The organism is Streptomyces natalensis ATCC 27448 (assembly GCF_000935125.1).
Classification (GTDB): Bacteria; Actinomycetota; Actinomycetes; order Streptomycetales; family Streptomycetaceae; genus Streptomyces; species Streptomyces natalensis.
In genome coordinates this window covers 1-22,580 of record NZ_JRKI01000031.1, presented here as the reverse complement: position 1 = coordinate 22,580, position 22,580 = coordinate 1, and the positions used below count along the sequence as shown (strand labels likewise).

General features: G+C 68.2%; 23 protein-coding genes and 4 pseudogenes. 11 read left to right on the top strand and 16 right to left on the bottom strand.

Annotation, left to right across the window (positions count from 1 at the left end; translation table 11 throughout):
• Positions 1–79 precede the first annotated feature (79 nt).
• The 3 genes from SNA_RS23800 to SNA_RS23790 are packed head-to-tail and all read right to left on the bottom strand — an operon-like array spanning position 80 to position 2,990.
• Entirely contained in the window at positions 80–481 is a 402-nt protein-coding gene (locus SNA_RS23800) for a DUF6009 family protein (protein ID WP_030063222.1), read from the bottom strand.
• A complete protein-coding gene (locus SNA_RS23795; RefSeq protein WP_030063223.1) occupies positions 478–1,998 on the bottom strand; it encodes a DNA primase family protein in 1,521 nt (506 codons plus the stop codon). Before SNA_RS23795 ends, SNA_RS23800 begins: the two co-directional genes overlap by 4 nt.
• On the bottom strand, positions 1,995–2,990 hold the full coding sequence (locus SNA_RS23790) for a bifunctional DNA primase/polymerase (RefSeq protein ID WP_030063224.1): 996 nt from the start codon (positions 2,988–2,990) through the stop codon (positions 1,995–1,997). Before SNA_RS23790 ends, SNA_RS23795 begins: the two co-directional genes overlap by 4 nt.
• A gap of 1,716 nt (positions 2,991–4,706) precedes the next feature.
• On the opposite strand from SNA_RS23790, the gene SNA_RS23785 reads away from it, so the two are divergent.
• Positions 4,707–5,069, top strand: coding sequence for a hypothetical protein (locus SNA_RS23785; RefSeq protein WP_157880054.1), 363 nt, complete (start codon positions 4,707–4,709; stop codon positions 5,067–5,069).
• Between the two features lies 1 nt (position 5,070).
• On the top strand, positions 5,071–8,307 hold the full coding sequence (locus SNA_RS23780; RefSeq protein ID WP_030063226.1) for a tetratricopeptide repeat protein: 3,237 nt from the start codon (positions 5,071–5,073) through the stop codon (positions 8,305–8,307).
• Here the strand turns inward: SNA_RS23780 and SNA_RS45305 are convergent.
• The 9 genes and pseudogenes from SNA_RS45305 to SNA_RS23740 all read right to left on the bottom strand — a co-directional run bounded on the left by SNA_RS45305 (position 8,237) and on the right by SNA_RS23740 (position 15,190).
• Entirely contained in the window at positions 8,237–8,524 is a 288-nt protein-coding gene (locus SNA_RS45305) for a class I SAM-dependent methyltransferase (RefSeq protein ID WP_107070881.1), read from the bottom strand. The two genes, SNA_RS23780 and SNA_RS45305, sit on opposite strands and share 71 nt — an antisense overlap.
• A complete protein-coding gene (locus SNA_RS23775) occupies positions 8,517–9,227 on the bottom strand; it encodes a hypothetical protein (protein WP_051877048.1) in 711 nt (236 codons plus the stop codon). The genes SNA_RS45305 and SNA_RS23775 overlap by 8 nt, the downstream gene beginning before the upstream one ends.
• Before the next feature lie 77 nt (positions 9,228–9,304).
• Positions 9,305–9,859: a telomere-protecting terminal protein Tpg gene (gene tpg / locus SNA_RS23770; protein WP_030063228.1), complete on the bottom strand. Its 555-nt coding sequence runs from the start codon at positions 9,857–9,859 to the stop codon at positions 9,305–9,307.
• 3 nt (positions 9,860–9,862) lie between these two features.
• A pseudogene (locus SNA_RS23765) lies at positions 9,863–10,315 on the bottom strand (telomere-associated protein Tap); the annotation flags it as partial.
• Positions 10,316–10,334: 19 nt separating this feature from the next.
• Positions 10,335–11,099, bottom strand: coding sequence for an SUKH-3 domain-containing protein (locus SNA_RS38495; protein WP_078970137.1), 765 nt, complete (start codon positions 11,097–11,099; stop codon positions 10,335–10,337).
• A 207-nt stretch (positions 11,100–11,306) separates the two neighbouring features.
• Positions 11,307–11,825 (bottom strand): SixA phosphatase family protein, encoded by a 519-nt coding sequence (locus SNA_RS23755; protein WP_030063231.1) that lies wholly within the window; start codon positions 11,823–11,825, stop codon positions 11,307–11,309.
• 137 nt (positions 11,826–11,962) lie between these two features.
• Positions 11,963–12,991 (bottom strand): cytochrome P450, encoded by a 1,029-nt coding sequence (locus SNA_RS23750; protein ID WP_157880053.1) that lies wholly within the window; start codon positions 12,989–12,991, stop codon positions 11,963–11,965.
• Between the two features lie 44 nt (positions 12,992–13,035).
• Positions 13,036–14,001 (bottom strand): terpene synthase family protein, encoded by a 966-nt coding sequence (locus SNA_RS41555; protein ID WP_044366737.1) that lies wholly within the window; start codon positions 13,999–14,001, stop codon positions 13,036–13,038.
• 220 nt (positions 14,002–14,221) lie between these two features.
• Entirely contained in the window at positions 14,222–15,190 is a 969-nt protein-coding gene (locus SNA_RS23740) for a polyprenyl synthetase family protein (protein WP_241779802.1), read from the bottom strand.
• Between the two features lie 299 nt (positions 15,191–15,489).
• On the opposite strand from SNA_RS23740, the gene SNA_RS43360 reads away from it, so the two are divergent.
• On the top strand, positions 15,490–15,669 hold the full coding sequence (locus tag SNA_RS43360) for a hypothetical protein (protein WP_030063235.1): 180 nt from the start codon (positions 15,490–15,492) through the stop codon (positions 15,667–15,669).
• 74 nt (positions 15,670–15,743) lie between these two features.
• Positions 15,744–15,965, top strand: coding sequence for a hypothetical protein (locus SNA_RS43355; protein WP_030063236.1), 222 nt, complete (start codon positions 15,744–15,746; stop codon positions 15,963–15,965).
• A gap of 100 nt (positions 15,966–16,065) precedes the next feature.
• Here the strand turns inward: SNA_RS43355 and SNA_RS23730 are convergent, their stop codons facing one another.
• Positions 16,066–16,248 carry a hypothetical protein gene (locus SNA_RS23730; RefSeq protein ID WP_030063237.1) on the bottom strand — a complete coding sequence of 61 codons (183 nt, stop codon included), beginning with the start codon at positions 16,246–16,248 and terminating at the stop codon, positions 16,066–16,068.
• 422 nt (positions 16,249–16,670) lie between these two features.
• Here SNA_RS23730 and SNA_RS23725 point away from each other — a divergent pair, with 422 nt between their 5' ends.
• Together SNA_RS23725 and SNA_RS23720 are read left to right on the top strand one after the other, a co-directional pair.
• On the top strand, positions 16,671–17,036 hold the full coding sequence (locus tag SNA_RS23725; RefSeq protein ID WP_030063238.1) for a hypothetical protein: 366 nt from the start codon (positions 16,671–16,673) through the stop codon (positions 17,034–17,036).
• Positions 17,033–17,701: a nucleotidyl transferase AbiEii/AbiGii toxin family protein gene (locus tag SNA_RS23720; RefSeq protein WP_030063239.1), complete on the top strand. Its 669-nt coding sequence runs from the start codon at positions 17,033–17,035 to the stop codon at positions 17,699–17,701. The genes SNA_RS23725 and SNA_RS23720 overlap by 4 nt, the downstream gene beginning before the upstream one ends.
• A gap of 72 nt (positions 17,702–17,773) precedes the next feature.
• Here the strand turns inward: SNA_RS23720 and SNA_RS23715 are convergent, their stop codons facing one another.
• Positions 17,774–18,529, bottom strand: coding sequence for an SOS response-associated peptidase (locus SNA_RS23715; protein WP_030063240.1), 756 nt, complete (start codon positions 18,527–18,529; stop codon positions 17,774–17,776).
• A gap of 92 nt (positions 18,530–18,621) precedes the next feature.
• On the opposite strand from SNA_RS23715, the gene ku reads away from it, so the two are divergent.
• From ku to SNA_RS23695, 4 genes and pseudogenes are all read left to right on the top strand, one after another.
• Entirely contained in the window at positions 18,622–19,437 is an 816-nt protein-coding gene (ku, locus tag SNA_RS38480; RefSeq protein WP_051877051.1) for a non-homologous end joining protein Ku, read from the top strand.
• On the top strand, positions 19,427–19,696 hold the full coding sequence (locus tag SNA_RS23705; RefSeq protein WP_051877052.1) for a hypothetical protein: 270 nt from the start codon (positions 19,427–19,429) through the stop codon (positions 19,694–19,696). The genes ku and SNA_RS23705 overlap by 11 nt, the downstream gene beginning before the upstream one ends.
• A 23-nt stretch (positions 19,697–19,719) precedes the next feature.
• Positions 19,720–19,920, top strand: a pseudogene (locus SNA_RS23700) (site-specific integrase); the annotation flags it as partial.
• Positions 19,910–20,398 (top strand): annotated as a pseudogene (locus SNA_RS23695) (Tn3 family transposase); the annotation flags it as partial. The pseudogenes SNA_RS23700 and SNA_RS23695, both read left to right, overlap by 11 nt.
• A 20-nt stretch (positions 20,399–20,418) precedes the next feature.
• Here SNA_RS23695 and SNA_RS23690 read toward each other — a convergent pair.
• Positions 20,419–21,711 carry a hypothetical protein gene (locus tag SNA_RS23690; protein WP_044366734.1) on the bottom strand — a complete coding sequence of 431 codons (1,293 nt, stop codon included), beginning with the start codon at positions 21,709–21,711 and terminating at the stop codon, positions 20,419–20,421.
• Here SNA_RS23690 and SNA_RS44790 point away from each other — a divergent pair.
• On the top strand, positions 21,698–21,823 hold the full coding sequence (locus SNA_RS44790) for a hypothetical protein (protein ID WP_275042029.1): 126 nt from the start codon (positions 21,698–21,700) through the stop codon (positions 21,821–21,823). The genes SNA_RS23690 and SNA_RS44790 overlap by 14 nt on opposite strands.
• Before the next feature lie 43 nt (positions 21,824–21,866).
• On the opposite strand, the pseudogene SNA_RS40275 reads toward SNA_RS44790, so the two are convergent.
• A pseudogene (locus tag SNA_RS40275) lies at positions 21,867–22,477 on the bottom strand (transposase); the annotation flags it as partial.
• Positions 22,478–22,580 lie beyond the last annotated feature (103 nt).

Genomic DNA, 22,580 nt, shown 5'->3' with positions numbered 1-22,580 from the left:
GATCGGTTACGTTGGCCGCGCCGAACACGGCATGAATCCACAGACCCACGCGGGCGCACTCGGAGCGCCCGACCACGTGTTACAGAGGCAGCTGTATGCCGAGTTCCTGCATGGCGCGGGAGGGTGGGCCACCTTCGGAGCGTTCGGTCTTGTAGCCCTTGACGCGAGGTTCGAGGGTACGGGGGTCGACGGCTTCGGCGGGGGCGCTCTTCGCGTACAGCCCTTCGGGCTCGGTGTCGCGGTCGTGGGGCAACAGCCAGAAGACGCGGCGGCGGAAGGTGCCAGAAGCGCGCGAGGCCTTGGCTTTTGGGCCGAGGATCGCGTAGCCGACCATGCGACCGTCGCGATGGTAGGGCGGCTTGCCCTTGCGGGTGGGCAAACGGTCCAGGCTCTGACGCACGTAGTCGAGCTGGCTGACGTCCTCCAACCACACAAGCTCGACCTCGTGGCTGATCTCGTCCACATCGATCAGGGAACTCATGCGCCGGCGTCCCTCTCCTCGTCGGTGAGCAAACCGATGCCCGGGTAGTACTTGCGCTGGTTGGATACTTTCATCCCCTTGGGCGAGGCCAGCCCGACCAGCTCCCGGGTGCGAGAGGCGAAGGCGCGCGAGGACATGACCAGTGCGCCTTCATTCTGGCACCAGGCTGTGTAGGCGGCGTAGAGCGCCGTCTGCTCGGCGCGCAGGTCGGGGCCCAGGCGGCAGCACTCCTCGTAGAAGCGGCCGGTGTGATCCTCGGTCTCCGCGTACGCGGTCGTCGCGATCCGGACGCGCTCGGGGCCGGTGAGGTCGCGGTCGCCGCCGAGGTAGCGGCGGGCGCCGTCGATGAGCCAGCCGAGGATGCCGGGGCCTTCCTCCATGACGAGGAGGTCCGCCAGGTTGTCGATCTTACGGTCGTCGGGGACGACGCGCTCGAACGGGATCAGGCGCATGCGACGCCAGAAGGCGAAGCCGCCCGTGCCGACTTCGGGCTTGTGGTTGCCCAGCAGCCAGAGCTTGTGGGTGGGTCCGAAGCTGAAGGGGTCCTGCCTCATGCGCCGAGCCTTGATGCGGTCGCCGCCGGTCAGCAGTTTGACCCGGGCCTCGTCGAACTTGTCGCCGGGCTTGATCTCTGAACAGACATAGACGCGCCGGCCGTGGAGTTCGGCAAGGTCGGTGGGGTGGCCTTCGAACGGCTTGGCCATCAGGAAGCCGGGCGGGGCGGCGTCCGCGTAGTCGCCGAGCAGTTTCATCATGACGTCCAGGAGAACGGACTTGCCGTTCTTGCCCGTTCCCCACAGGAAGGGGAGGATCTGGGCTCCGACGTCACCGGTGATCGAGTATCCGAGCAGCAGGTGCAGGTAGTCGATCATTTCCAGGCCTTCGGCGTCGTCGCCGAAGGTGTCGGCCAGGAAGCGCTGCCAGCGCGGGATGGGCATCTGCTGCGGGCCGACGGTGGTGGAGCGGGAGTGGAAGTCCTTGTTCGGGTCGGGGACCGTCAGCAGCCCGGTGCGCAGGTCGACGACTCCCTGCGGGGTGCACAGGGCGTAGGGGTCGGCGTCCAGGCGGTCGGGTTTGAGCACCATGCCGGGCGCCGACCTGGCCTGGGCGAGCATGGCGTTGATGCCGGAGGTCGACATGGCACGGGTGCGGTGCTTGTGCAGGGCGGTGCTGGTGACCAAGCCCCGGGGGTCGTGGGTAGCGATGCTCTCGGCGAGGTCACCGGCGGCCCACTGGACGGTGTCGTCCTCGTCGATCTGCCAGCGGGTGGTATCCCACCGGTACCAGCCGATCTTGGGGACGTGCCGGTAGTCGTTGGCGTAGAGCTTGACGAACAGCTTGGCGTTGCCGCGGTCGGTCAGCGTGTCCGGCAGCAGACCGTTCGCAGTGGCTTCGCCCACGGGCCGCTCGGTGGTGGACTGGGCAGGCAGCGGTACGCCGGCCGCCTGGTTGCGGATCTGGGCGGCGACAGCTTCGGGGTCAAACTCGAACAGTGTCTCGTTGCCCGGGGACGTCATGGGCGCCTCCCAGCGGCGTGAAGGGGCTTTGCCAGGCCCGCGGCGATGCCGCTGCGGATGATCTGCTCGATGCGCAGTTCCTGACCCGGGCGGGCCACGGCCGCGGCGTCCTTGAGGGCCTGCTCGGCTTCCTGCTGGGAGAGACGGCCCGCGGCGATGAGCCCGCCGAGAGTGTAGGCCGCGCGGTTGAGGACGTCTGAGAAACCAGCGCCCTCGGCCACCTGGCCGCAAGCCTCGACCGGCGCGAGGACAGCGGCGAGGGTGCGCTCGGCGCGGCCGCCACCGGCGGCAAGAACTGCGTGCTGGGCGCGCGGCGGGACAGGGCGGGGAGCGGGAATGGTAGGTGCAGGGAGGTGGCCGGTGCGGTCGAGTTCCTGGGCGAGCCACAGGGGAAGCGCGGCGGGTTCGCGGACCTTGCCGACGGGAGTGTAGGTGCCGTGGTGGGTGGTGGTGCCGGGAGCGATGATGTAGCTGCCGTGGGCACGGACGTCGACCTGCCAGGCCAGGGCTCGGCCCGGGCTGGAGCCCGCGGAAGACTTCCACTGGCGGTTGCCGGTTGCCCGGTACCACACGTGCAGGCCCCCGGAGGGGGTGCGCACCCGCAGGGTGGTGGTGTCGTCGGCGGGGCTCTGCTGGCTGCGCAGGGCTGCGAGGACGGCGAGGGTGTGGAAGCCGTTGGCGAGTCCGGTGAGATCGACCTGGTCGCCGATGGGGATGCCGGGGAGGATCCGGTCGCGTGCGGGGGGCTCGGTGTGATGGGCGTCGATGTCGATGACGACCAGGCCGGCCGGACCGCAGGAGACGCCGGTGCCGAACTCAGGGTGCTGCCCCCACCAGTGCTGGATGCGGTGTTGGTTGAGGGTGGCTGCGTGGAAGCTGTGGCACCAGCGGCCTGCGCGGATGCAGGGGCAACTGGCTGGCGCGTGGGAGCTGGCGCGGCACTCACTGCAATTCGCGGCTGGCGTCTTGCGCCCTGAAGCCAGGGGATGCACGGGCCAGCCCCGGCGGGCACACGCCTGCGCCACGGCAAGGGGGGCAGCGGCTGAAGACGCGGGGACGGCAGGATCCCTTGAGTCGCTGCGGGAAAAATGCAGCTCAGCAGGCATCTGCACCCCCCATCAGCGACCGAAGCGACTCAACAACGGACACAGACTAGCGAACGTGGCCGGTGTGGTCGTGGAGCACATGCGAAGCATCGGTGACGCCGTGTCGATGATGGGACCGGCGAGCATTCGCTGAGCGACCGAAAAGAGGGCGCAGCGACTCAGGGGCGTTCGGTCGCTGCTCGTTGGCCACGGCAAATGCACAGGTCAGACCGGGGTTCCAGCCTGAAAAGCGACTGAAGCGACTGAAGCCTGCTGTATATCACGCACACGTGCACACCGTTATGGCACTCACATATGCGCGCCGTGAGTCGCTTCGGTCGCTACTCCCCTAGAGGTGATGCGGTGACCTGCAGTTTTCCTCTCTGGCCCGGCAGCGACCGAAGAGTCGCTTGGGTCGCTGACTGTTCGTCGCTGCCCCAGATCCAGGGCAGCGACCCAAGCGACTGAACCTCGGACACGGCCACTAGGTCGACGGCGATGAGGGCCCGCCAGGCGCTGGGCGGCCCGAGCACGCTGTGCGATCTCTTCGGACTCAGCGTCGTCAGCCCCCGCACCGTGCGCCCCAAGCTTTGACAAGCCCAGTGCACAAACGCCGCACCCCGCTGCTGACTGTCGGTGTGGTCTGCTCGCCTGTCATGCCGATCCGGAGATCAAGGCCGCCGAGCCCGAGCGCTTCACCGAGCAGCGACGGGCCCGGTATGCACCCACAGGTGGCCAACCTCGCCGCCAAATACTGAACACCCCACCCGGGCCGTCCAGCAGGCTCCTGGACGCGAAGCGTCCATCCCCAACCCCAGGCGCTGCACCCCTGGTGCAGCGCCTTCTTCGTGCCCGCCCTCGATCAAGGCCGGTAGCACTAGGTAAACCGGCTTGTTCTGGAAGGGCAGAACAAACGAAGGGAGCGGCCTGTGGCCGACGTCGACCGCGAGCAGCGACAGCCGGTGACGGAGGACAAGGCCGCCAGCTTGGCGTAGGATAGCCGCCGGCGGCGACGTTCCTCGCGCAGGAAAAGGGACAAGTCTCCCCACTGCCGAGCCCGGAAGCGGGACCGGCTTCTCCGGCCGTGCCATGCTGCGCAGATCCCGACTGAAGCGCTGGTGCCTGTAGGGCTCGCAGTCCGCGCGCCACGTGCACCAGGCTCCGGCCCGCGAGCCCAACGAGCTCGACAGCGATTCCACCGGCCACAGCCAGCAGCTGAGTGGTCCCCGTCGGAGACACCCCGCCAGTGACAGGTGCTCGATACGCCAGGGCAGCCTCGACGAGGCCGCCGTCTGGTGCCGCCCAAGGCGGGCGTTCTGCGGGACCGGGGTAAGCCGCGAAAAACGGCGACGACCAGCATGTTCGGCTTCCTACCCGTACACCGGCGAGGGGGCCGGACGTTCGTCGAGCCCCCTGGGCGTTCGCTGCGGGCAGCAGGTGGCGCTACCGCTCGCCAGCCCGTTTCAGGGCGAGTTCGGCGTAGTGACGGGCGGTTGGAAATCGGCGATCTCCGCGGTGGCTTCAGACGGCCCGCATTTGCGATCACCCTCCGGGCGGTGAAGCAGAGTTCTCTGCTGCCCGGCTACCGCGTGTCTAACCGGCCGTCAAAAGACCGCCGCTAGGATGGCCGAAATGCATTCCTCGGTTGTCTTTTCGCTGGGCATCGTGGGGGCGCTGGCGCCGGAAATCGTCCGGCTCTACGGAATCCGCGAGGATCCCGCGCGCTTCACGTGGTCGTGGTTCTACCTTGTGGTGACGGCGGCCTTCGCGGCGCTTGGTGGGGTGCTGGCGCTGGTGATGCCCGCTACCACGTACTGGGGGGCACTGTACGTCGGGGCATCTACTCCCGTGCTCGTCAACTCATTGGTGCGTAAGGGCCGTCAGGCATCCCAGCAGCAGCTGCGGTCCGGTGAGAGCACCCCGCCGCCTTATGGCGGTGCTCCGGCGCGATACGCCCCCGTCGATTCGTACCTGAACGGGTTGTAGCGTGAACCTCGGCGCGGTCCACGGGACCCGTATCGGCGTCGGCGACACGGTAGTGGTATGCCGCCCCGACCAGCTGCGCGAGGCGGCAATCGTAGTGTCGTGCCTGCCTGCCGACCGCCTGACGCCCGTCGTCACCGTCGAGCCGCCGCCGATGTCGGAGGCGGAGTACATCGTGCTGTACGCCCGGATGCGCGAGTCCCAGAACGGCTTGCAGCAGAGAATCGGTACGAAGCTCGGCAAGGCCGAGGAGTTCTCCCGCGGCGAGGGTGCGCGGCGCTTCGCCACCGACTTCGCCACGACCCAGGAGCTGGGTCAGGCCGTCGCGCCGTACCGTTCCTGGCTCAAGCGCAATGGGAGGGTCGCGTCCCTCCTCGAGGAGCTGGGCATCCAACGCGCCGCACTGCTGGGTGACTTCGCGCCCGGGGAGCTGAACTCCTGCGATCCCGCGCTGCGCGCGGAGTATAGGCGCGCAAAGGCTGCGCTGGCGGGCGAGGGAGACGTTCCCGATCGGACCTGTCCGGGGATGCTCGACGATGTGCCCGTCCGGCTGCATGTGCCGTGTACGGACCTGGCCGGTCTCACCTCGTCCGCGTGGCGGCTGCTCCGCGACCCGGACGGCGCACCGGAGCAGGTGATCGAGGTATCGGCCGGTGAGCGGGCGGGCTGGGTGGCTGCACTGTTCACCGCCCTGCGCACCGGGGCGGTGCTACGTGCCGTCGACCGTCCGGTGGCGGGGTGGGGGCCGTCCTTCTCGGCGGCGAATCCCGACGGAGAGGAGGCGGTGCTGGTCGAGGAGACCGGGCACCCCGACTCGCTGCTGGGGGCGGTCTACGCCCACCACCGTGCGGCGCGCCTGGTGATCACCCCGAGGCCGGAGGTGGAACCGGTCCGGGCGGCGGTCGCCGAGCAGCAGCGCCGGGTCACCGCGGCGGCCCGTTCGATCGGTGAAGGGGTGCGGGGCACCGCGTTCGCCGACGCGCTGTGGCGGGTGTTGTCCGGGGGCGGGCGCGATCCGTTCGCCGCGCTGGAAGCCGCAGTGACCGCGCAGGTGTCACCGTCCGCCGTCGCTGAGGTGGGCGAGCGCAGGCTCACCGCCTTCACCACCGGGCTCCCGTACTCCTTCGTCCGCACCGAGACGGCCGATTGGTCCCGCAAGCCCATCGGGCATGTGGCGGCGGACGCCGTGCTGATCATCCTGAACGAGCTGTACGGTGCCGCGGTGCCGCAGCCAGAGGCCGCGTTCAGCCTGGTCTTCGACCCGGGGTTCTTCCGGGTGTCGGAGACGGACGACGTGATGCGCACCGTGGGCGCCCACGTCACCCATCCGATCCTGCTGTCCGGGCCGGCGGCCACGTGGGAGGGACTAATGCTGCCAGCGAGCCTGCCGGTCGAGCTGATCTTCTTCAACACCCATGGTTCGGACGACACGATCGTGCTGGGCGAGCCGTTGCCCAATTGGCGCATCCCGCAGTGGGTGACCCTCAGCCACCGGCCCATCATCTTCAACAACTCCTGCCAGTCCTGGACGGGTGTGGGCCGGGAGTTCGTCCGGGCGGGTGCGCGCGGATACATCGGCACCCTGTGGTCCATCCGCTCCGACCTCGCCGCCGACTTCGCCCGTGTCGTGGTCAGCCGGCTCGCCGTGCAGGAGATGCCCGCGTGCGAGGCGATCGTGGACACCGGGCTGCGGGCCGGGATCGAACGCTCCTACCTCTATGTAGGAACCGCCGCCGGGCGGCTGGACCGGTCGCGTGGCCGGGCCGTCACCAGCGGCGAGACTGCGCTGGCCGCCTGTGCGATGCTCGCAGACGCCGCTATTGACTCCTCGCGCGAGGTGGCGCGCGTACTCCTCCGGGAGATCACGGTCCTCCGGCGGGCTGCCGAGGGCACTCCGCACCAGGACGCGGCAGCGTATGTGGATGCCCTACTCGGCGAGTTGGGCACGCTGGCCGAGCATCCACTCGACCCGGACGGCGACCGTGCGGCGGAGAGCGAGCTGACCGCACGGATCGACGAGGCCCTGCACCGGCTCGACCTGCCGTCGGAGGCGGTCGATTCGCGCTGGGCCGACAGATTCCGCCTCACCGGCAACCTGCATCTGCAGCGCGACGAGTGGGCGGCCGCGCTGGCGGACTTGGGGCGCAGCGTCGGCTACGGCGAGGCGTGCGAAGACCGAGCGGACCTGCTGGCGCGGATGGCCGAGATCCATATGCGGCTCGGAGACTGGGCACAGGCAGAGCATCTGGCCCGCTCCGCGCACGACCTGTGTGAGGAGCAACACGACACCGGCGGAGCGATGCGTGCGCTCGGTCTACTCGGGCAGCTGAGCAAACGCCACGCTCGGTATGGCGAGGCGATGGCATACGCCGAGGAGGGTTACGCCCTTGCGGTCACACTGCGTGACCGCAAGGAACAGGGCATTTTCAAGCTGGACCAGTGCTCGCTCCACCACCTCCTGGGAGACTTCGACGCCGCGATCGCCGCGGCCACCCGGGCCCTGGAACTTTTCCGCGTCGTTCATGACGAGCGGGCAGAACTCTTCGCAATGGGCCAGCTCGGTGGGTGCCACCTCCTGAAGGGTGATCTTGCCGCCGCCGAGCGGTACGTCGTTCAAGGTCTGGCAGAGGCCCGCAGCTTGGGTGTCTCCTCCGAGGTGGTGAGCTTCGCGTCCGACCTTGGCGAATTGCTCTTGTTGCGCGAGCAACCCGCCGACGCGCTGCGTTACTACCGTGAGGCGGTGGCCGTGGCGGTGGAGATCGGTTACTGGGACCTGGGCACAACGCTGCTCGCCGAGCTGGTGGAGTGCGCGAGCCGGCTGGGAGACCCGGAGACGCTGTGGTCGGCGGCCATGTGGGGGAGCCGCATCTGCCGCGGAGCTGCTGACAAACGGCTGCAGTCCCAGGTCCTGCCGGTCTGTGTCGACGCCCTGAAGAACGCGTTGCGGACCGGATCGGCAGACTCGACCGCACAGGGATTCAACCAGGTTTTCCCACTGGCGGTCCTCGACTCCGAGACCGAAGAGACCGAACCATCCCCCCACGAGCAATTTCTCAGCAACGTTGTGCTGATGCTGGCCCAGTGGACAACGAACACGGAAACCGGACAGCTCGGCGCATTTGCCCGCGACCTGGACGCCCAGACCGGGGGTGCACTGGGCCTGGCAGAGTTTATCGCTGACCCGTACACGGCTCCACGGTCCGGCGGCCAGCGCCGTGGGCGGTGGTGGCGGCAGGGGTAGGCACCATAGCTGGGTCGACGCCGAGCACGTTGTATCCGAGATCATGAAGATGCTTGGCGAAGCCGCCAGTGCCACAGCCGATGTCAAGGGCGAGGCGTCCGCCCCCGGGGGCGGTGCGCCGAGCGAAGGCGGCGGCTTCGTCGTCTGTGACGGGCCGGAACCCGCGGCCTGCGGCGTAGTGGGCGTTCCACTCGTGTGCAGCGATGACCTCACGCATGGTCTTGTCCTCGGTGTGCTCGGGCGGTTGCTTGGCGGGCGGCTTTACGTACCGCTGGTGGGTAGCCGAGTTGTTCGGCGACCTGGTCGAAGGACAGCTCCGGGGCAGCCGTCATGACGTCGGCGATGCGGTCGCCGCGCACCTGGGCAAGGGCATGCTGTGCCGTGCTGTAGGCGATGCCCAACTGCCTGCGGACTTCGTTGATGGTGATGGCTGGCTCTACGTCGAGCAGTGAGGCGATCTCGTCGCGCAGTTGGTTGCGGGGGATGGCGTTTCCGCTGCCTTTGGGGCGGCCGGTCGCGGCTTGCTTACCCGGCCGGCTGTTCTTGAAGGCATGGATGACGGCGCGCGGACAGTGCTCGACACCGTGTACCACGATCAGGTGCGGGGCGATCTGTGGCCCCGTCTTGTAGTCGTCCCAGGTCTTCGGCGTGACGTTGAGCTCGCTCGCGGCTTCCTGGCGGTCCAGGAGGTCGTCGTCCGCGCCGGCTGCTGGAAGGTCGGGCACCGGCTCGCCAGCCAGGAAGGCGCCGGTCTGCTCACCATCCCACAGCATCACCCGTGCCCCTTTTGGGCTGATGGGCGCAGGGAAGCCCGCTGCCGCGTAGGGCTTTTTGTTGCGGAAGGTGCCCATGGCCATGCCCATGTCTTGCGCGAGCTGTTCCCGTGTCCGTACGAGGTGCGTTCGTCCGGCGCGGATCATGTGTCGTGTCCTCTCAGCTTCGGCGCGGGGCGGGGTACTGGGGTGGTCGTCGGCACCGGGGCGGCACGTCTTGTCTTTCAGAACGAGACATCGAAGTAGTCGATATCCGTGAATTCGACTTCGAGGTGGTCGGCGCGGCGTCCGCCGTCCTTGAAATAGATTTCCTGGAGCCCTTCCGCAACGATGTCGCGCATCTGCTGGTCGCTTGCACCCTGCTCGCGGGCGTCGAACAGACGGCGGGCGTACTCCGGCGGGAGGTGGACGGTCAGGCGGCGAAAGCGCCCGTCGTCGGTGGTACCGATCGGCGCGGTGTAGCCGAACCGGGCCCTGGTTTCGACGGTGATGCCTGTGGCGGTGGCGGCCTGCTTCTGGCGCCGTTTGCGGACCTGCGGCTGCCAGCGGGCGCGCACCGCCGCGTCGATCCGGTCCGTGATCTCCTTGGGCGGGTGCTTGCGCTCGCCGGTGCGGTAGCGCTTCACCGACCGTTGGCTGACCCCGATCTCGCTCGCGACGGCCTTGGTCGTCTTGAACTGCTTGACCAGGAAATTGATCCGAGCCTTCAGGCCCTTGGGAGGTTCGCGGGTGAAGATCTCCTGGTCCGCACGCTGCAGGGCGTCGTGGACGTCTGTCACGGCTTACTCTCCTTCGTCCATGACGGCGTCGCCGCCTTTGATGTGGCGGGCAGGGTTGAAGCCCTTCTCCATCAGGTCGACCGCCCAGGCCATCTCCTGGACGCCCTCCAGCTTGGCCAGGCCTGGCGTCGGTCCGAGGCGGAACCCGCCCGGCTGCGGCTTGCCGGAGGCGGCGTACGGCAGGAAGTCCAGCGGCGAGGGCCCCGGTGAGGGGTAGACGACGCAGTCGGACAGCACGGCCAGCGGGAACAGGCCCGTCATCTTGGCCATGTTGGCCAGCTTGCGGTGCATGTTGACCCGCGCCTTGGAAATAACGGCGGCGCGGATGTCGGGGCGCCAGGTCGGGCGCTCCAGGGCCGGCCACCGCTCGCCCTGCTTGTAGTGCCGCCCCTGCGGGCGCTCGCGCAGCTTGCCCACGCCGCCCTTCACCGTTGCTGCTCCGAAAGCGAGTACTGCTCTACAGGTGACCGAGGCGTCAGGACGGCTGTCCCACTGGCTCGTACCTCTCATCGATTCGGCGAGGAGCAACTCCGAGAACCAAGTTCTCCATGGCGTGAGGCATCTGGCTCTGTCGATGACGAAGAGCAGCGTTTCTCTGGCAGTTCGGGAGGCGCTGCCCGCGTCGAATATCGACGGCTTCGGACAGCAGCTCGGTGCCGACCGGCAAGACGACGTGTGCCGCTCGTCCGGAGCCCGGGACAAAAGCGCTGGCTACGGGCGCAGGTGGTGGCCGCCATCGCGCCGTTGCCGAGTGCCGGCGGGTGCCTCCCGTTCTCATCGACATCGAGATCCGGGTGCGGTGGGTGCCTTCCGAGGACGTCGACAACTGCTGTCGTGTGACGTCGATAGAGCCAGGCATCGGTCCGAAGCTGGCAACCCAGGTCTCGACGAGATAGATCACGCCCACTTCATCGATGCCCAGGAAGAACCGGCCGTGGTCCAGCTCGCCGAGCGGGTAAAGATGGCGCCCGATCGCTTCGCCCCACTCCGTGAATCGGTCATCCTCGCCCCAGGCCAGCTCGGGGTCCAGCTCGAACGGCGTGCGTGCACAGCTGATCCCTGGCCCACTGACGTTCACAGTCAAACCACCGAACTCTTGCAGGAAGGCTTCCGCAGCGTCGTGCATGGCAAGGCCGACCGCTTCGAACACGGACCGCCAGCGAGCCGTGTCTACCTTCCGTCCAGGCGTCCATCCCGACGCCTCCAACACCTCATCTATCTCTGGCGACCAGGTTCTCATCTGGGGCCCCGGCTCCTCAGCTATGGGTAAGCAGCGATCATCTCAGCGGCCGACGTCACTGAACAGCGTGTGATCACTTCACGGAAAGCGAGCCAGAACCCGAGTTTCGACAGCGCCGATGAACGAGCCGCTACCGAGTGCCGTTGCAACGTCTCCGGCACCCGGCTGCTGAGGCAGCGGCTTGGCACGCCCGCAGGCGGCGCTCAACTAGGCATGAGGGGCCCAGAACGCGACCAACCGCCCGATGCCATGCTCAACGGCCTGCCAGGAGCCGTTGAAGGTGAGTACGGCCACTGCGGAGGTGGGAAAGCCACTGCGGTTCACTCGCGGCAGCAGGTCGCCTTCCGCCTCGCCTGCGAGGGCATCAGCGAGAGCGTGCATGCCTGGGTTGTGCCCGATGAGCCCCAGGTCTTGGACCTCGTCGGAAACCTCGTTCAGGACAGCGATCAGTTCACCCACGGACGCTTCGTAGATGCGGTCGTCGTACACCGTCCTGGGCCGCTCCGGCAGCTCGGACACTGCCAGCTTCCAGGTTTCGCGGCAGCGTACAGCCGTCGAGCACAGAGCCAGGTCTGGGGCGATGCCCGCGCCCGCAAGCCACCGACCGGCGACGGGCGCGTCCTTGCGACCGCGTTCCGCGAGCGGACGCTCGTGATCATCTACGTCGAGCCAGTCGTCCATCGCGTGGCGGAAGATCACTACGCGGCGGGGGATGTCAACACTCATAACGCCCCACCCTGGCGCAGCGGCGGCCTCCAGCCAGGGCGAACCGCACCGGGTTCAGCCGAGTGGGGTACGCCCAACGTCGCGGCCGGTGTCGCCGCCGCGGTGAAGGCATCTCGGCAGCACTTCCGCCCCGCCCGTTACGACACCCTGGCCCGCACCCTTCCCGGCCAGGTCGCCCAAGCCCAGGCCCTCCATGCGGGCGGGTACAGCCTGAGAGTTTCGGTGATGACACGTCTGGTGAACTCCAGGTCCTCCAGGTGTGCGTACGCCGGCGGTGATCCGGCCAGAACGTGGTCCACTTCCGTGTGCAGGCGTTCTTGGAAGCGCGGGTACTGAGAGAGCAGGTGCAGCGCCCAGGAGATCGTGTTTGCCGTCGTATCGGTGCCGGCCAGGAAGAAGGTGACCACCTGGTCGACCACCTCCGCATCCGTCAGCGCCCCGTCGCCACCCTGGCTGTCGGTGTCCACAGCGCCCAGCAGCGTCGACAGCAGATCACGAGAGTCGGTTGCTGCGGTGCGGCGCTCGGCGATGATGTTGCGGATGGTGCTCCGGATACGGCTGCAGGCTTGGCCGTAGCGCCGGTTTCCCGGGGTGGGTAACCGGGTCAGCTGTGGAGGTAGCACCATCCGCGAAAAGATGCCTTCGAGGACAGTCGCGAGGTCACTGGTCGTGCGGTACCGGGTCGAGGATGGCAGGGCGGTGGAGAACATCGTCTGCACGAGCGCCTGAGCGGCCAGTCCCGTGACCTCCCTGTTGACGTCGATGACGCGGCCGTCACACCAACTTGTGGCAGTCGTTTCGGCCTCTGCCGACATCACCGCCGCGTAGTCGGAAAGCCTCTCGGGGCAGAATGAGGGCTGACACAGCCTCCGCTGGCGTCGGTGCTCGCTGTGCGGGCATGTCGTCAAGCCGTTCCCCAGCAGCTCCATGCCCCGCTCGATCGCCGGCCCTCCCTTGTCGAAGGTGCGGTCATCCCGCAGGACCTGCTGGGTGATATCCGGGTCACAGACCATCACCACCGGATGCGGCCCGAGACGGATCTGCACCAGATCGCCGTGAGCGCGCGAGGAGGAAATAAATCCCAGCGGGTCACGGAACAAGGCGGGCCCATGGCCCAGCAGCGGCCAGGCCCCAGGCGCGTGGGGAATGCCGTTCAAGGTGCTCACAAACTGCTCCCGAGACAGAAGGGGTGCTGAGGACGGCGGGTGGCTCAGGTGCGCCACCAGCGGGCTGCCGCGGGCACGGGTGGTCCTTGGTCGGCGGGGGGTGTGTCCTGCGTGGTGGCGGTGATGGTGACGGCGCCAGGGTGTTTGCCGTCGGGGTTGGTGTAGCGGGGGGTGGTCAGGTGCCAGTCGAAGCTGCCCCTGATCGTCTGGGCCACTGTGCGGAGGTAGTAGGCGGTGGCGGGATCGGCAGCATCGTTCATCTGGGTGTAGAGCCGGTGGAATTGACCGGTCAGAGCGCTGGTGAGGTCAGCCGCCCTGCGGAGCGCCTCGTCCAGCGGGATGCCGTCGGTCTGTGCGAGCTGGGCGACGGTGCTGAGGCTGGTGGCATCTGCGTGCAGCGGGTATTGCTCACTGAGCCACAGGTCCTTCCCCAGCGAGACCATGTGGTTGTAGACCTCGCAGAGGGTGGCCATGAGCTCGACGAGATCGCGCATGTCCCGGGAGTCCAGGACCTCAAGCGACACCGGGCCCGGGGTGAGGAAAGGGAAGAACGGCGTGAACACCCCGTGGCCTGCGATGTCCGTGGCACGTTCGGTGATGCTGTTGAGATCGCCCAGACGCCTGCCATCGGCGAGATCGGCACTCTGCCAGAAGCAACTGGTGAACCACTCACGGACGTCACGGGTGAAGCGCAAGAGGTAGGGGTGGTTCCCCAGCTCGTGCACGCGCCGTGCGATGTCGCGGACGGCGGGTCCGAAAATGCCGAGTTCCCGTATCGCGCGGGAATCGGGGTCTTTGAGGATGTGGAGGAAAGCGTGCCCGACGCGCACAAAGGTGCCGAGATCGCGACCGGAGCCTTCCACCGTGACCGATCCGTCGATGAAGTCATCGACCAGAAACATCAAGTGGACCATGTCCACCATCAGCTGGAAGGGCTCGCTCCATGAGGTCTCGAGGCAGACGCGCGAGGCGAAGTCCCCCACGCACGCATCCGCCGCGTGCTTACGCATCTCCTCTGAGGCACACAGCCCATGCCGGGTCACCCAAGCCATCGCCTTCTCCTCCGCCTCAGCGGCCAGTGGCGCTGAGGACGGCGGGTATGGCATGTACAGCGGCGGGAGAGTGATGTGGATCGTGTCCCCCTTCCGCCATGGATGATCAGGCGGGAAGACCGTGTGCGTGAAGTTGGGCTGCGTCAATTGCATCGCACCTCCTGGTGATCGGAGCCATTCACGTAGTTCTCGCGACGACGGCGTCGGCCAGACCGCGCATAGCCTCAGCCGCCGCGGGCGGGAAAGGCACCCGCTCCAGGGCGCGCACTGCTTGTGCGTACCGGTCGCTGATCATCTGCTCGACGGTGTCTCGGGCACCGGTAGCGGCGAAGATGCCACGCACGCGGGAAGCGTCGTCCTCAGTGAAGCTGGGATCGCCGACCACGGCATCGAGCGCTGCGCGCTGGCCGGGGTCCGCGCGTTGCAAGGCGAGTGCAAGCAGCGCGGTGTGCTTGCCCGCGCGCAGATCATCGACGACGGGTTTGCCAGTGCAGTCAGGATCGCCGAAGACGCCCAGCAGGTCATCTCGCAGCTGGAACGCTTCCCCCAACGGCCGACCGAACTCACTGAGCACCCGGTGCAGGGTGGTTGGGGCATCGGCCAAGGCGGCCCCGATCCGTAAGGGGTATTCAATGGTGTAGGAGGCAGTCTTGTGCCGGGCGATCCGCACCGCCGCCTCGACATCCGCACCCGAACGGCCCCCGGCGACCAGATCCAGGAACTGCCCGTACATCACCTCACTCCGCATGTCATCCACCAGCGACAGCACGGCCGACAGCCGGTCCTCGCGTAGCCCGGCAGTGTGCAGCAGCCGGCAGGACCAGGCGAAGACCAGATCACCCACCAGCAGCGCCGCACTGGCGCCGACCTCCTCCGCATCAGCCGTGCCGTGGGCGTGGGCGGCAGTCAGGGTGTGCTGCAGGGTTGGCCGGCCGCGGCGGGTCTCGCTGCGGTCCATCACGTCGTCGTGGATGAGGGCGAAGGCGTGGAACATCTCCAGCGAGGCCGCCACACGGAACACCGGCGAGGTATCGCCGCGGCCGCCTGCAGCCGCCCAACCCAGGACACACAACAGCGGGCGCAGCCTTTTCCCCCCGGCCGCCAGAAAACCCCTGACCGCCTCGGTCAGCTGGGCTGCCTCGGCCACAAGCCCCGCGTCGGGCGGATGATCGCGCTGTTCGTCCAGGAACTGGGTCAGGACCGCATCAACAGCCTCACGGAGTGCTGTCGAGTCGAGACTGCTGAGGGCAGGGGACTGCGTGGTGGCGATGGCGCATCCTCCATGTTCTGCTCCAACAGTCCCGCCATCACACCAGCGGGGACCGTTGCGGTCAGCGGCGCATCAGCGGCTCGCTGAGCCCGGCGAGGCAGTCAGCCTCAGCACCTCGCCCCCAAACCACACGTTCGATCGGTTTCCCGCCGTAAGAAGGGTGTGCCGGACCCCTCGTGCACCCGCTCACCGCCCGCGGCATACAGGCCACCGCAGCCGCACTGGCCGCCAACCTGCGCCACTCCCCCGCCGCGGGCCGCCTGGCCGCCGTCGCCGCCGTGCCCGCCGCGGCCTACCTGGCCGGCGGCTGGTCCGGACTGGTCTGCGGCGTGCTCGTCCCGCGCCTGCTGCTGTAGCCGCAGCTTGCCTGGATGATCCTGCTCAGCACACATGGTTTGACGCCGAGCCCCGCACCGGTTCCCCGGCCTGGGTGGAGGCGGGCCGCTGCCTGCGCCTGTACCCCCGCAACCGCGTCCTGGCCCACCCCAGCGTGCGCTGGAACTACCTGCCCGCCCTCGAACGGCACCTGGGCGAGCCGCACTTCACACCCGACGGTCTGCTCCTGGGCCCCGGCTCTGTCACCCGCCGGCACTTCACCGCGCTCCAGGCCGACGGCCCCGCGTCGGTACCGCGGCCCACACCGGCCACCTGACCGCTCCACAACGAAGGCTGCCCGATCTAAATCAGGTCCAGGCAGCCTTTTGCGTCTGGCGGCAGGCGACGGCCCGCCCATCGCCCCCCGCAGGGCCTTTCTATCCGTAGGCGGCGAGCGCGGTGAAGAAGATGATGAGGGTTGCGCCTGCGGCGCCGCCGCCGTACATGATGGCGCGGGCCGTGGAGAACCCGGTGCTGGCAGCGAGGAGGCCGGCTATGAAGGCGATGTTGAGGGCCATCGACAGGCCGAGTAGCAGGACGGCAATCTGGGTGCTGGTCACGGTTCTCCTAGGTGTGCGGACCCACCGGTCTGGTCGGCAAGTCGCTGGGGCCGTCGGCTGGGTGCGGCCGGTCGAGGGTCGTGCCCACCTTCGTGATCAGGGAGTCAGCCGGTAAGTCGTGACGCTAGAGCGGAGTTCGTAAATCGGGCAGGGGCGTCTGGCGCCGCATCTCCCGGCCCAGCGACATACCGACTGGTCGGTCAGCTGGGTCGCTGACCGAGGCAGGCCCACGAACCTGCCCACCCTGCAGTGACTGCCAGCGCCCTGGGCTGGGCGATGCGCGCTCACGACCATCAGGCCATACGCAAAGCAGACACAGGTGTACAAGCGTGCCCTCCGCCGTGGCCGGCACGACTGCCAACTGGGTACCGCCGGGTGCCCGGCGGTACCCAGTTTGATTCTCGGCAGGGGATAATCGCTCCATGGCCTCGCAGTCCGCACCCACCGCCGCACCGTCCACCGCCCACGTGCTGCGCCAGCGGTACGCCAGCCGCCTGCCGGCCTCTCTCGACGACCTCACCGGCCCCACTCACGGCCGTATCGAGCTGCCGCTGCACGTCGCCTGGTCCGGCCTGCGCACCTACAACCTGGACCAGCCACGCCAGCGCATGAGCTACTACCGCACCGTCCTGGCCGAGGGACAGCACGATGACCTGACCGCCCTGCTCGATGCAGGGCTGCTGGTCTCGCTGTGGCCGGTGCTGCGTACGCTAATCAGTCGGCACATCCGCGAGGTGTGGGAAACGGCCTTCCCGGCCCTGGCCGACGGGGCGTCCGCAGCCGCGTGAATCTCAGCGCACTCCACCGCCGGCTCCTGGCCGACGTCCTCGCCATCGGCAGCCCGTACCCCCTGGTCATCACCGGCGGCTACGCCGTCCAAGCCCACGGGTTGGTCGATCGCCTCAGCCAGGACCTCGACGTCGCCACCGAGAACCCCGCACCCATGGCCGACATCGCCCGCAACCTCGAAGACGGCCTGTCTCAGCGGGGCTGGCACGTCACGGTGATCAGCACCGACCCGCTCTCCGCCCGCCTCGTGGCCACCGACGCCGATGGTGCGGCATGCGAAGTCGACGTCCTCAAGGAAAACCTCTGGTCGCCGCCGCGCGATACCGAGTACGGCCCGGTCTTGTCACTCGACGACGTCATCGGCACCAAGGTCCGCGCCCTGGCCGACCGCGGCGCCGTCCGGGACCTCATCGACGTCCATGCTGCCGCCGAACACCGCACCCCTCCGGAACTCGAAGGGCTCGGTCAACGCCACGGACGCGACGCTTTCTGCCTCGAGGACCTGCGCGACCGACTGGTCGGCGCCGAGTGGTACGACGATGAGGAATTCGCCGCCTACGGCCTCACCCAGGACGCCATCACCGAACTCAGAAGCTGGGCCCAGCAATGGGCGAGCGATCTTGACGAGCGGCTGGCACGAGACACAGACGAGTACGAGGACTGACCCGCTTCCTGTCCCACATCTCGTACGTGCCGTACGACTTCCGGGAACCTCAGATATCGACTCGGGCCCTGCTCACCACCGTCGCCACGTGGCCTGGCCGTCGGTGGCGTCGTCCAGGAGTTGGGGGCCGTTGTTGCGTACGTTGTTGACCGCGGTGGACACCGCGCGGGCATCCAGGTGACCTGCGGCAGGGGCTGCCAGCAGGGCGCGGAGCTCGTCGGCGTCCTGGTGGGCGGGGTCGAGCCAGGTGCTCCAGTCGTCAGGGGCGACGGCCAGGGGCATACGGGGGTGGACGCGGCCGACTGCATCGGTGGCCTCAGTGGTGATGATCGTGCAGGTCGTCCACCACGCCCCCGGGTCGTCGTCGGGAACGACCCGGTCGCGCCAGAACTCATACAGCCCGGCAAGCGCCATGACCTGCCCGTCCTCGGGGCTGATGAAGTAAGGCTGCTTGCGGGCCTTGGTCGCCTCGGTTGCCGCGACGGCCTGCCACTCGTAGAAACCGTCCGCTGGCAGCAGGCAACGGCGCTTGGCGAAGGCCCGGCGGTAGGCCGGCTTCTCCGCGACCGTCTCCACCCTGGCATTGATCATTTTCGCACCGACGTTCAGGCTCTTCGCCCACGACGGCACCAGGCCCCAGCGCAGCGGCCGCAGCTGCCGCGTAATCTCGCCGGTGTCGCGCTCGACGCGCTCCAGGACCGACCACACGTCGTCGGTCGGGGCAACATTCCAGCTCGGGTCCAGCGCCTGGTCGGGATCCCATCGCGTGACGTCGAACAGGTCGACCAGATCCTGCGGACGGCGGGTGGAGGCGTATCTGCCGCACATGGCCCCACCCTGCCACGCCGTCGGCCGCTGGTGGGGCCGGGCGGTAGGTGGTTCGAGGTGCGGTCAGCCCGGGTGGGCGGTGCGATGGGATCATGGTGCAGACCATCGCAAGGCTGTCGATCACCTGGGGCCTGGTGACGATCCCTGTGACCGTGCACGCCGCGACCGCCCCGCATTCCCTCCCGCTCCACCAGGTCCACGCCCGGTGCGGAGGCGGCCGGATCCGGCTGCGCCGCGTCTGCGAGCGAGAGGGCGTCGAAGTCCCCTATGAACAGGTAGCCCGCGGCTGGGACGCCGGCGACGGCCGGGTGGTAGTGCTCTCCGAAGACGACCTCGCCGACCTGCCGCTGCCGAGCTCACCCCGCACCATCGACGTCCTCGCATTCATCTCCGCGGACCGGATCGACCCGCTGCTCCTGCACAAGCCCTACTACCTGGGCACAGACCCGGCGGTGACGCGGCCGTACGCCCTGCTGCGTGATGCGATGTACGAGAGCGGCCTGGCCGCCGTTGTGCGGGTCGCCTTGCGCAGCCGCGAGTCCCTCGCCCTGCTACGGCCCCGCGGCCAGATCATCGCGATGCAGACGCTCCTGTGTTCACTAGTCAACCCGCTTGTCGACAACGATGGTGTCGGCTCGACTCGTGTAGGTTCCGCGGCTTGGCGGAACCGCACGGTCCCCTTGAACGCGCGCTCGCCTGGCGATCTTCAGAAGACGATCGATTGTGGGGGCTGGCCAATGAAGAACCGTGTGCGCCGGTGTCGTCACCGGGGTCGCCGAGCGCAACGGGACGCCGCGGAACACAAGACGACGGCCCGCCGCACCAAGAAGAAGCCGGCGACGGACGAGGAGGAAAACACGCATGTGCCCGGACAGGTCGACATCGACGGGCACGAGCGTGACGAGTGACAGCCAGCCGGGCCGGTACCGGGTGACGCTGCGGTTCACCGCAGACGACAACGGCCCGGCGGCATCCGGCTACTGGACAGACCCGCACACCGCCCAACGTGCCTACCGGTCGTGGATCGGCACCCACGGCAGCACGACCGTCCGCATCCAGCTCACCGAGCAGACCGCAAGACGCTCGCTCGTTCTGGCGAGCTGGACCAGGTCGACCGGCGAGGTAACGGGCTGCCCAAGGGGCCACCAGCGTGCGGGGAGCGGGTGAGTGGACCCGTACGGGCTGGCGACGGCCCGGGAACGGGCTGGGACCTGCACGAGTACCGGCATTCCGGCCTCTCGCACCTCGGTGAGCAGGGCGCGTCCCTGCTGATGCTGATGGCGAAGTCCCGGCACAAGAAGCCGGAGAACGTCCGGCGGTACTTCAAGCCATCGCCGGAGGCGATCGCCGAGGTCACCAGCCTGCTCGCCCCCGGCGCCGCCCGGCGCTGAGTCACCCGGCCGGGCGGGGCTGCTGGAGGCCATCGCCTGCAACAGGGTCAGCCTCAAGCGGATCGCCACGCACTGGCCGGACATGCTCCGGGTCACCGGGTCGCTCATCACGAACCAGGTCCGGGCCTACGACCTGCTGCGGATGTTCGGCCGCGAGGGCCACCCCATCCCGCTCGGGGCGGCGTTCGCCGAGTACGGCCGGATCGACAAGACCATGCACCTACTTGCCCTGGTCGATCCGGTCGACGACACTTACCGGCGGCTGATGAACCGGCAGCTGACCGTGCAGGAGTCCCGCCATCGCCTGGCCCGCGCGATCTGCCACGGCGGCCGGGGTCAGATCCGACAGGCGTACCGCGAGGGTCAGGAAGACCAGCTGGCCAGTCTGGGTCTCGTTCTCAATGCCGTCGTGCTGTGGAACACCCGCTACCTGGACGCTGCTGTTGCCCAGCTCCGATCGGCGGCTGCGCGGTGCCCTCGCCCGGGCCGGTTGCCTGCTCAGGCGTAGTAGAACGCGTACATGCGTCCCTTGTAGGTGACGATGCCGGGGGCGCCGAGGACGGTGGGATGTGTGCCGTCTCCGATGGGGACGGGGGTGCTCCAGGTGCCGGCGGAGGTGCTGGTTACATTGATGCGCCGGCTGAGGTGGGGCTTGCCGCCGGCGTCGGTGTACGCGCACCACAGGTTCTGGCCGTCGAAGTACAGGGCGGGGTTGCTGCTTCCTGCCTGCGGGCCGGCCTCTGACTGCCATTGCGCCGTGTCGGGGCTCTGCCCCCTGGCGCTCCAGTAGGTGCGTACCTGTCGGTCCTTGCGGGCCGTTACCCACATGCGGTCCAGGCCGTAGGCCATCGAGACGGCGCCGAAAGCGTGGGAGGACGTCGCTAGCTCTTTTTCGTTGCCGAAGTGGGCGCCGTCTTCTTGCGTGCTGCCACAGATGACCAGGGCGTTGCCTTCTGTTCTGTTCCGGTGGGAACTGCGGGCCACCCAGAGCCTTCCGTCGCGTTCGGCCAGGCCGGGACCGAATTTGGTTTCCAGGTCAAGCAACTGCTTGGGGCCGTATCCCCAGTGGTCCTTGTCCCACGGGGTGCCCCAGATGGCGGTATTCGCGGGCTGGTACCAGTAGCTCCACAGCTTCTGGTTCCATACGGCCAGTCCCGCCGGCTCTGGCGTCATGCCTCCAGCACGTGTCGGTGCCTGCCACGCGGTGCCGTCGTACCATCCCGCGATCACGGATCCCTGTCCCTGCGCGCCCGCGTAGAGGACATGGAGTTTGTCGTCGTGGACGGCCGCGCGGGGTGCGTTCTGCGCCTGCCCGCCGAGCGGCATCGGTGTGCTCCACTCGCCGCCCTGCCCCAAAGAGCCGTCCTGGTCTCGGAACGTGCAGTAGACGCTGCCGGTGGGGTAGGTGGGGCGCTCGCCGGTGTAGCGGACGCTGAGTTTGTGGTGACCGTCGCCGTTGAAGTTCCATTCCAGCTCGCGCCCGCCGTGCAGGGCGGTCATGTCTTCGCGGGTCAGGAGGAAGGTGCGCGAGCAGGACAGGTCGTCGTGGTTGCGCAGGGTGTCCATCAGCGCGATGAACAGCTTGGCGATCTCCCAGCCGATGGCGAGCGTGTCGGGGACCGGGACCAGGTTGTTCATGGGGTTTTTGTCGATGTACTCGTCGACCATCTCAACAGTGCTTTCCAGGGCGAGCTGGAGTTTGTCGTACCAGGCGGAGTTGGACTGGTCCGCCTCCCAGACCTGGATGCTGGTCAGTACCGTGCCGCTGGAGCACTTCTTGTCCAGGAACACCTTGCAGCTGTCGGAGAAGGTGCGGGTCTGGCCCTTCTCGACGGCGCCGAACTCCTCGGAGATGAACGGCTGCCCGACACCGCCGCCGACGCCGGAGGCGGCGGCGAAGTAGATCTCGTCGCGGCCTCCCCATTGATCACCGACCGCGCGCTCGACGTAGACTGGCCCGCGGTGATGAGCCGCTCGACGACATCACGCAGCTGAGTGGCGGTGACTGCGGTGGCGTCGTCGGTCGGGCCCAGCCGGACCGCGTCCAGGATCTGCGTCCAGGAGGTGGCCCCATCTCCAGCACGGCGACGAACGAGTACGGCCATCCGGGGATGAACTGCGAAGCTGTCTTCGCGCGGCCGTAGACGTGGCAGAACAGCCGGTCTGGTGAACATGGCGCATCCGACCGCAGCCACGGCGAGACGTCCACCGCCAGCACCAGCCGCCCGTCCGCAAACCGCGGCAGCGGAAGGCCGGCCAGCACCGACCGAAGCCGGTCGGTGTCGATCCGGCCGTGGTTGAGGCCGTCGTACATCGCGCCGTGCCCACGCCGGTGTTCGGGCACGAGCGTCAGCTCCACCGCTGAGCGCACCGCACCCGGCGCACACAACATCGCGTCCGCCAGCTCGAACAACTCATCGCCCCGCACGGTCAGACACGCGTACAACTCGTCCCGGAAGCGTGACGCTTCCGCGAACGCTTCCCCCACAGCGGCTTCAGGCAGCAGACTCACCTTCACGGCCTTCGTTCTGATCGGTGCACCTTGGTCGGAGCACATGATCAGACGAAGGCCGCTTCCGTAACCGGCGAATGCCCATCCGAGCGATCACGTTCGGGGCGGTGTTCGAGGCCGTGAGTCTGCGGCTTGAGCTCAGAAAGGG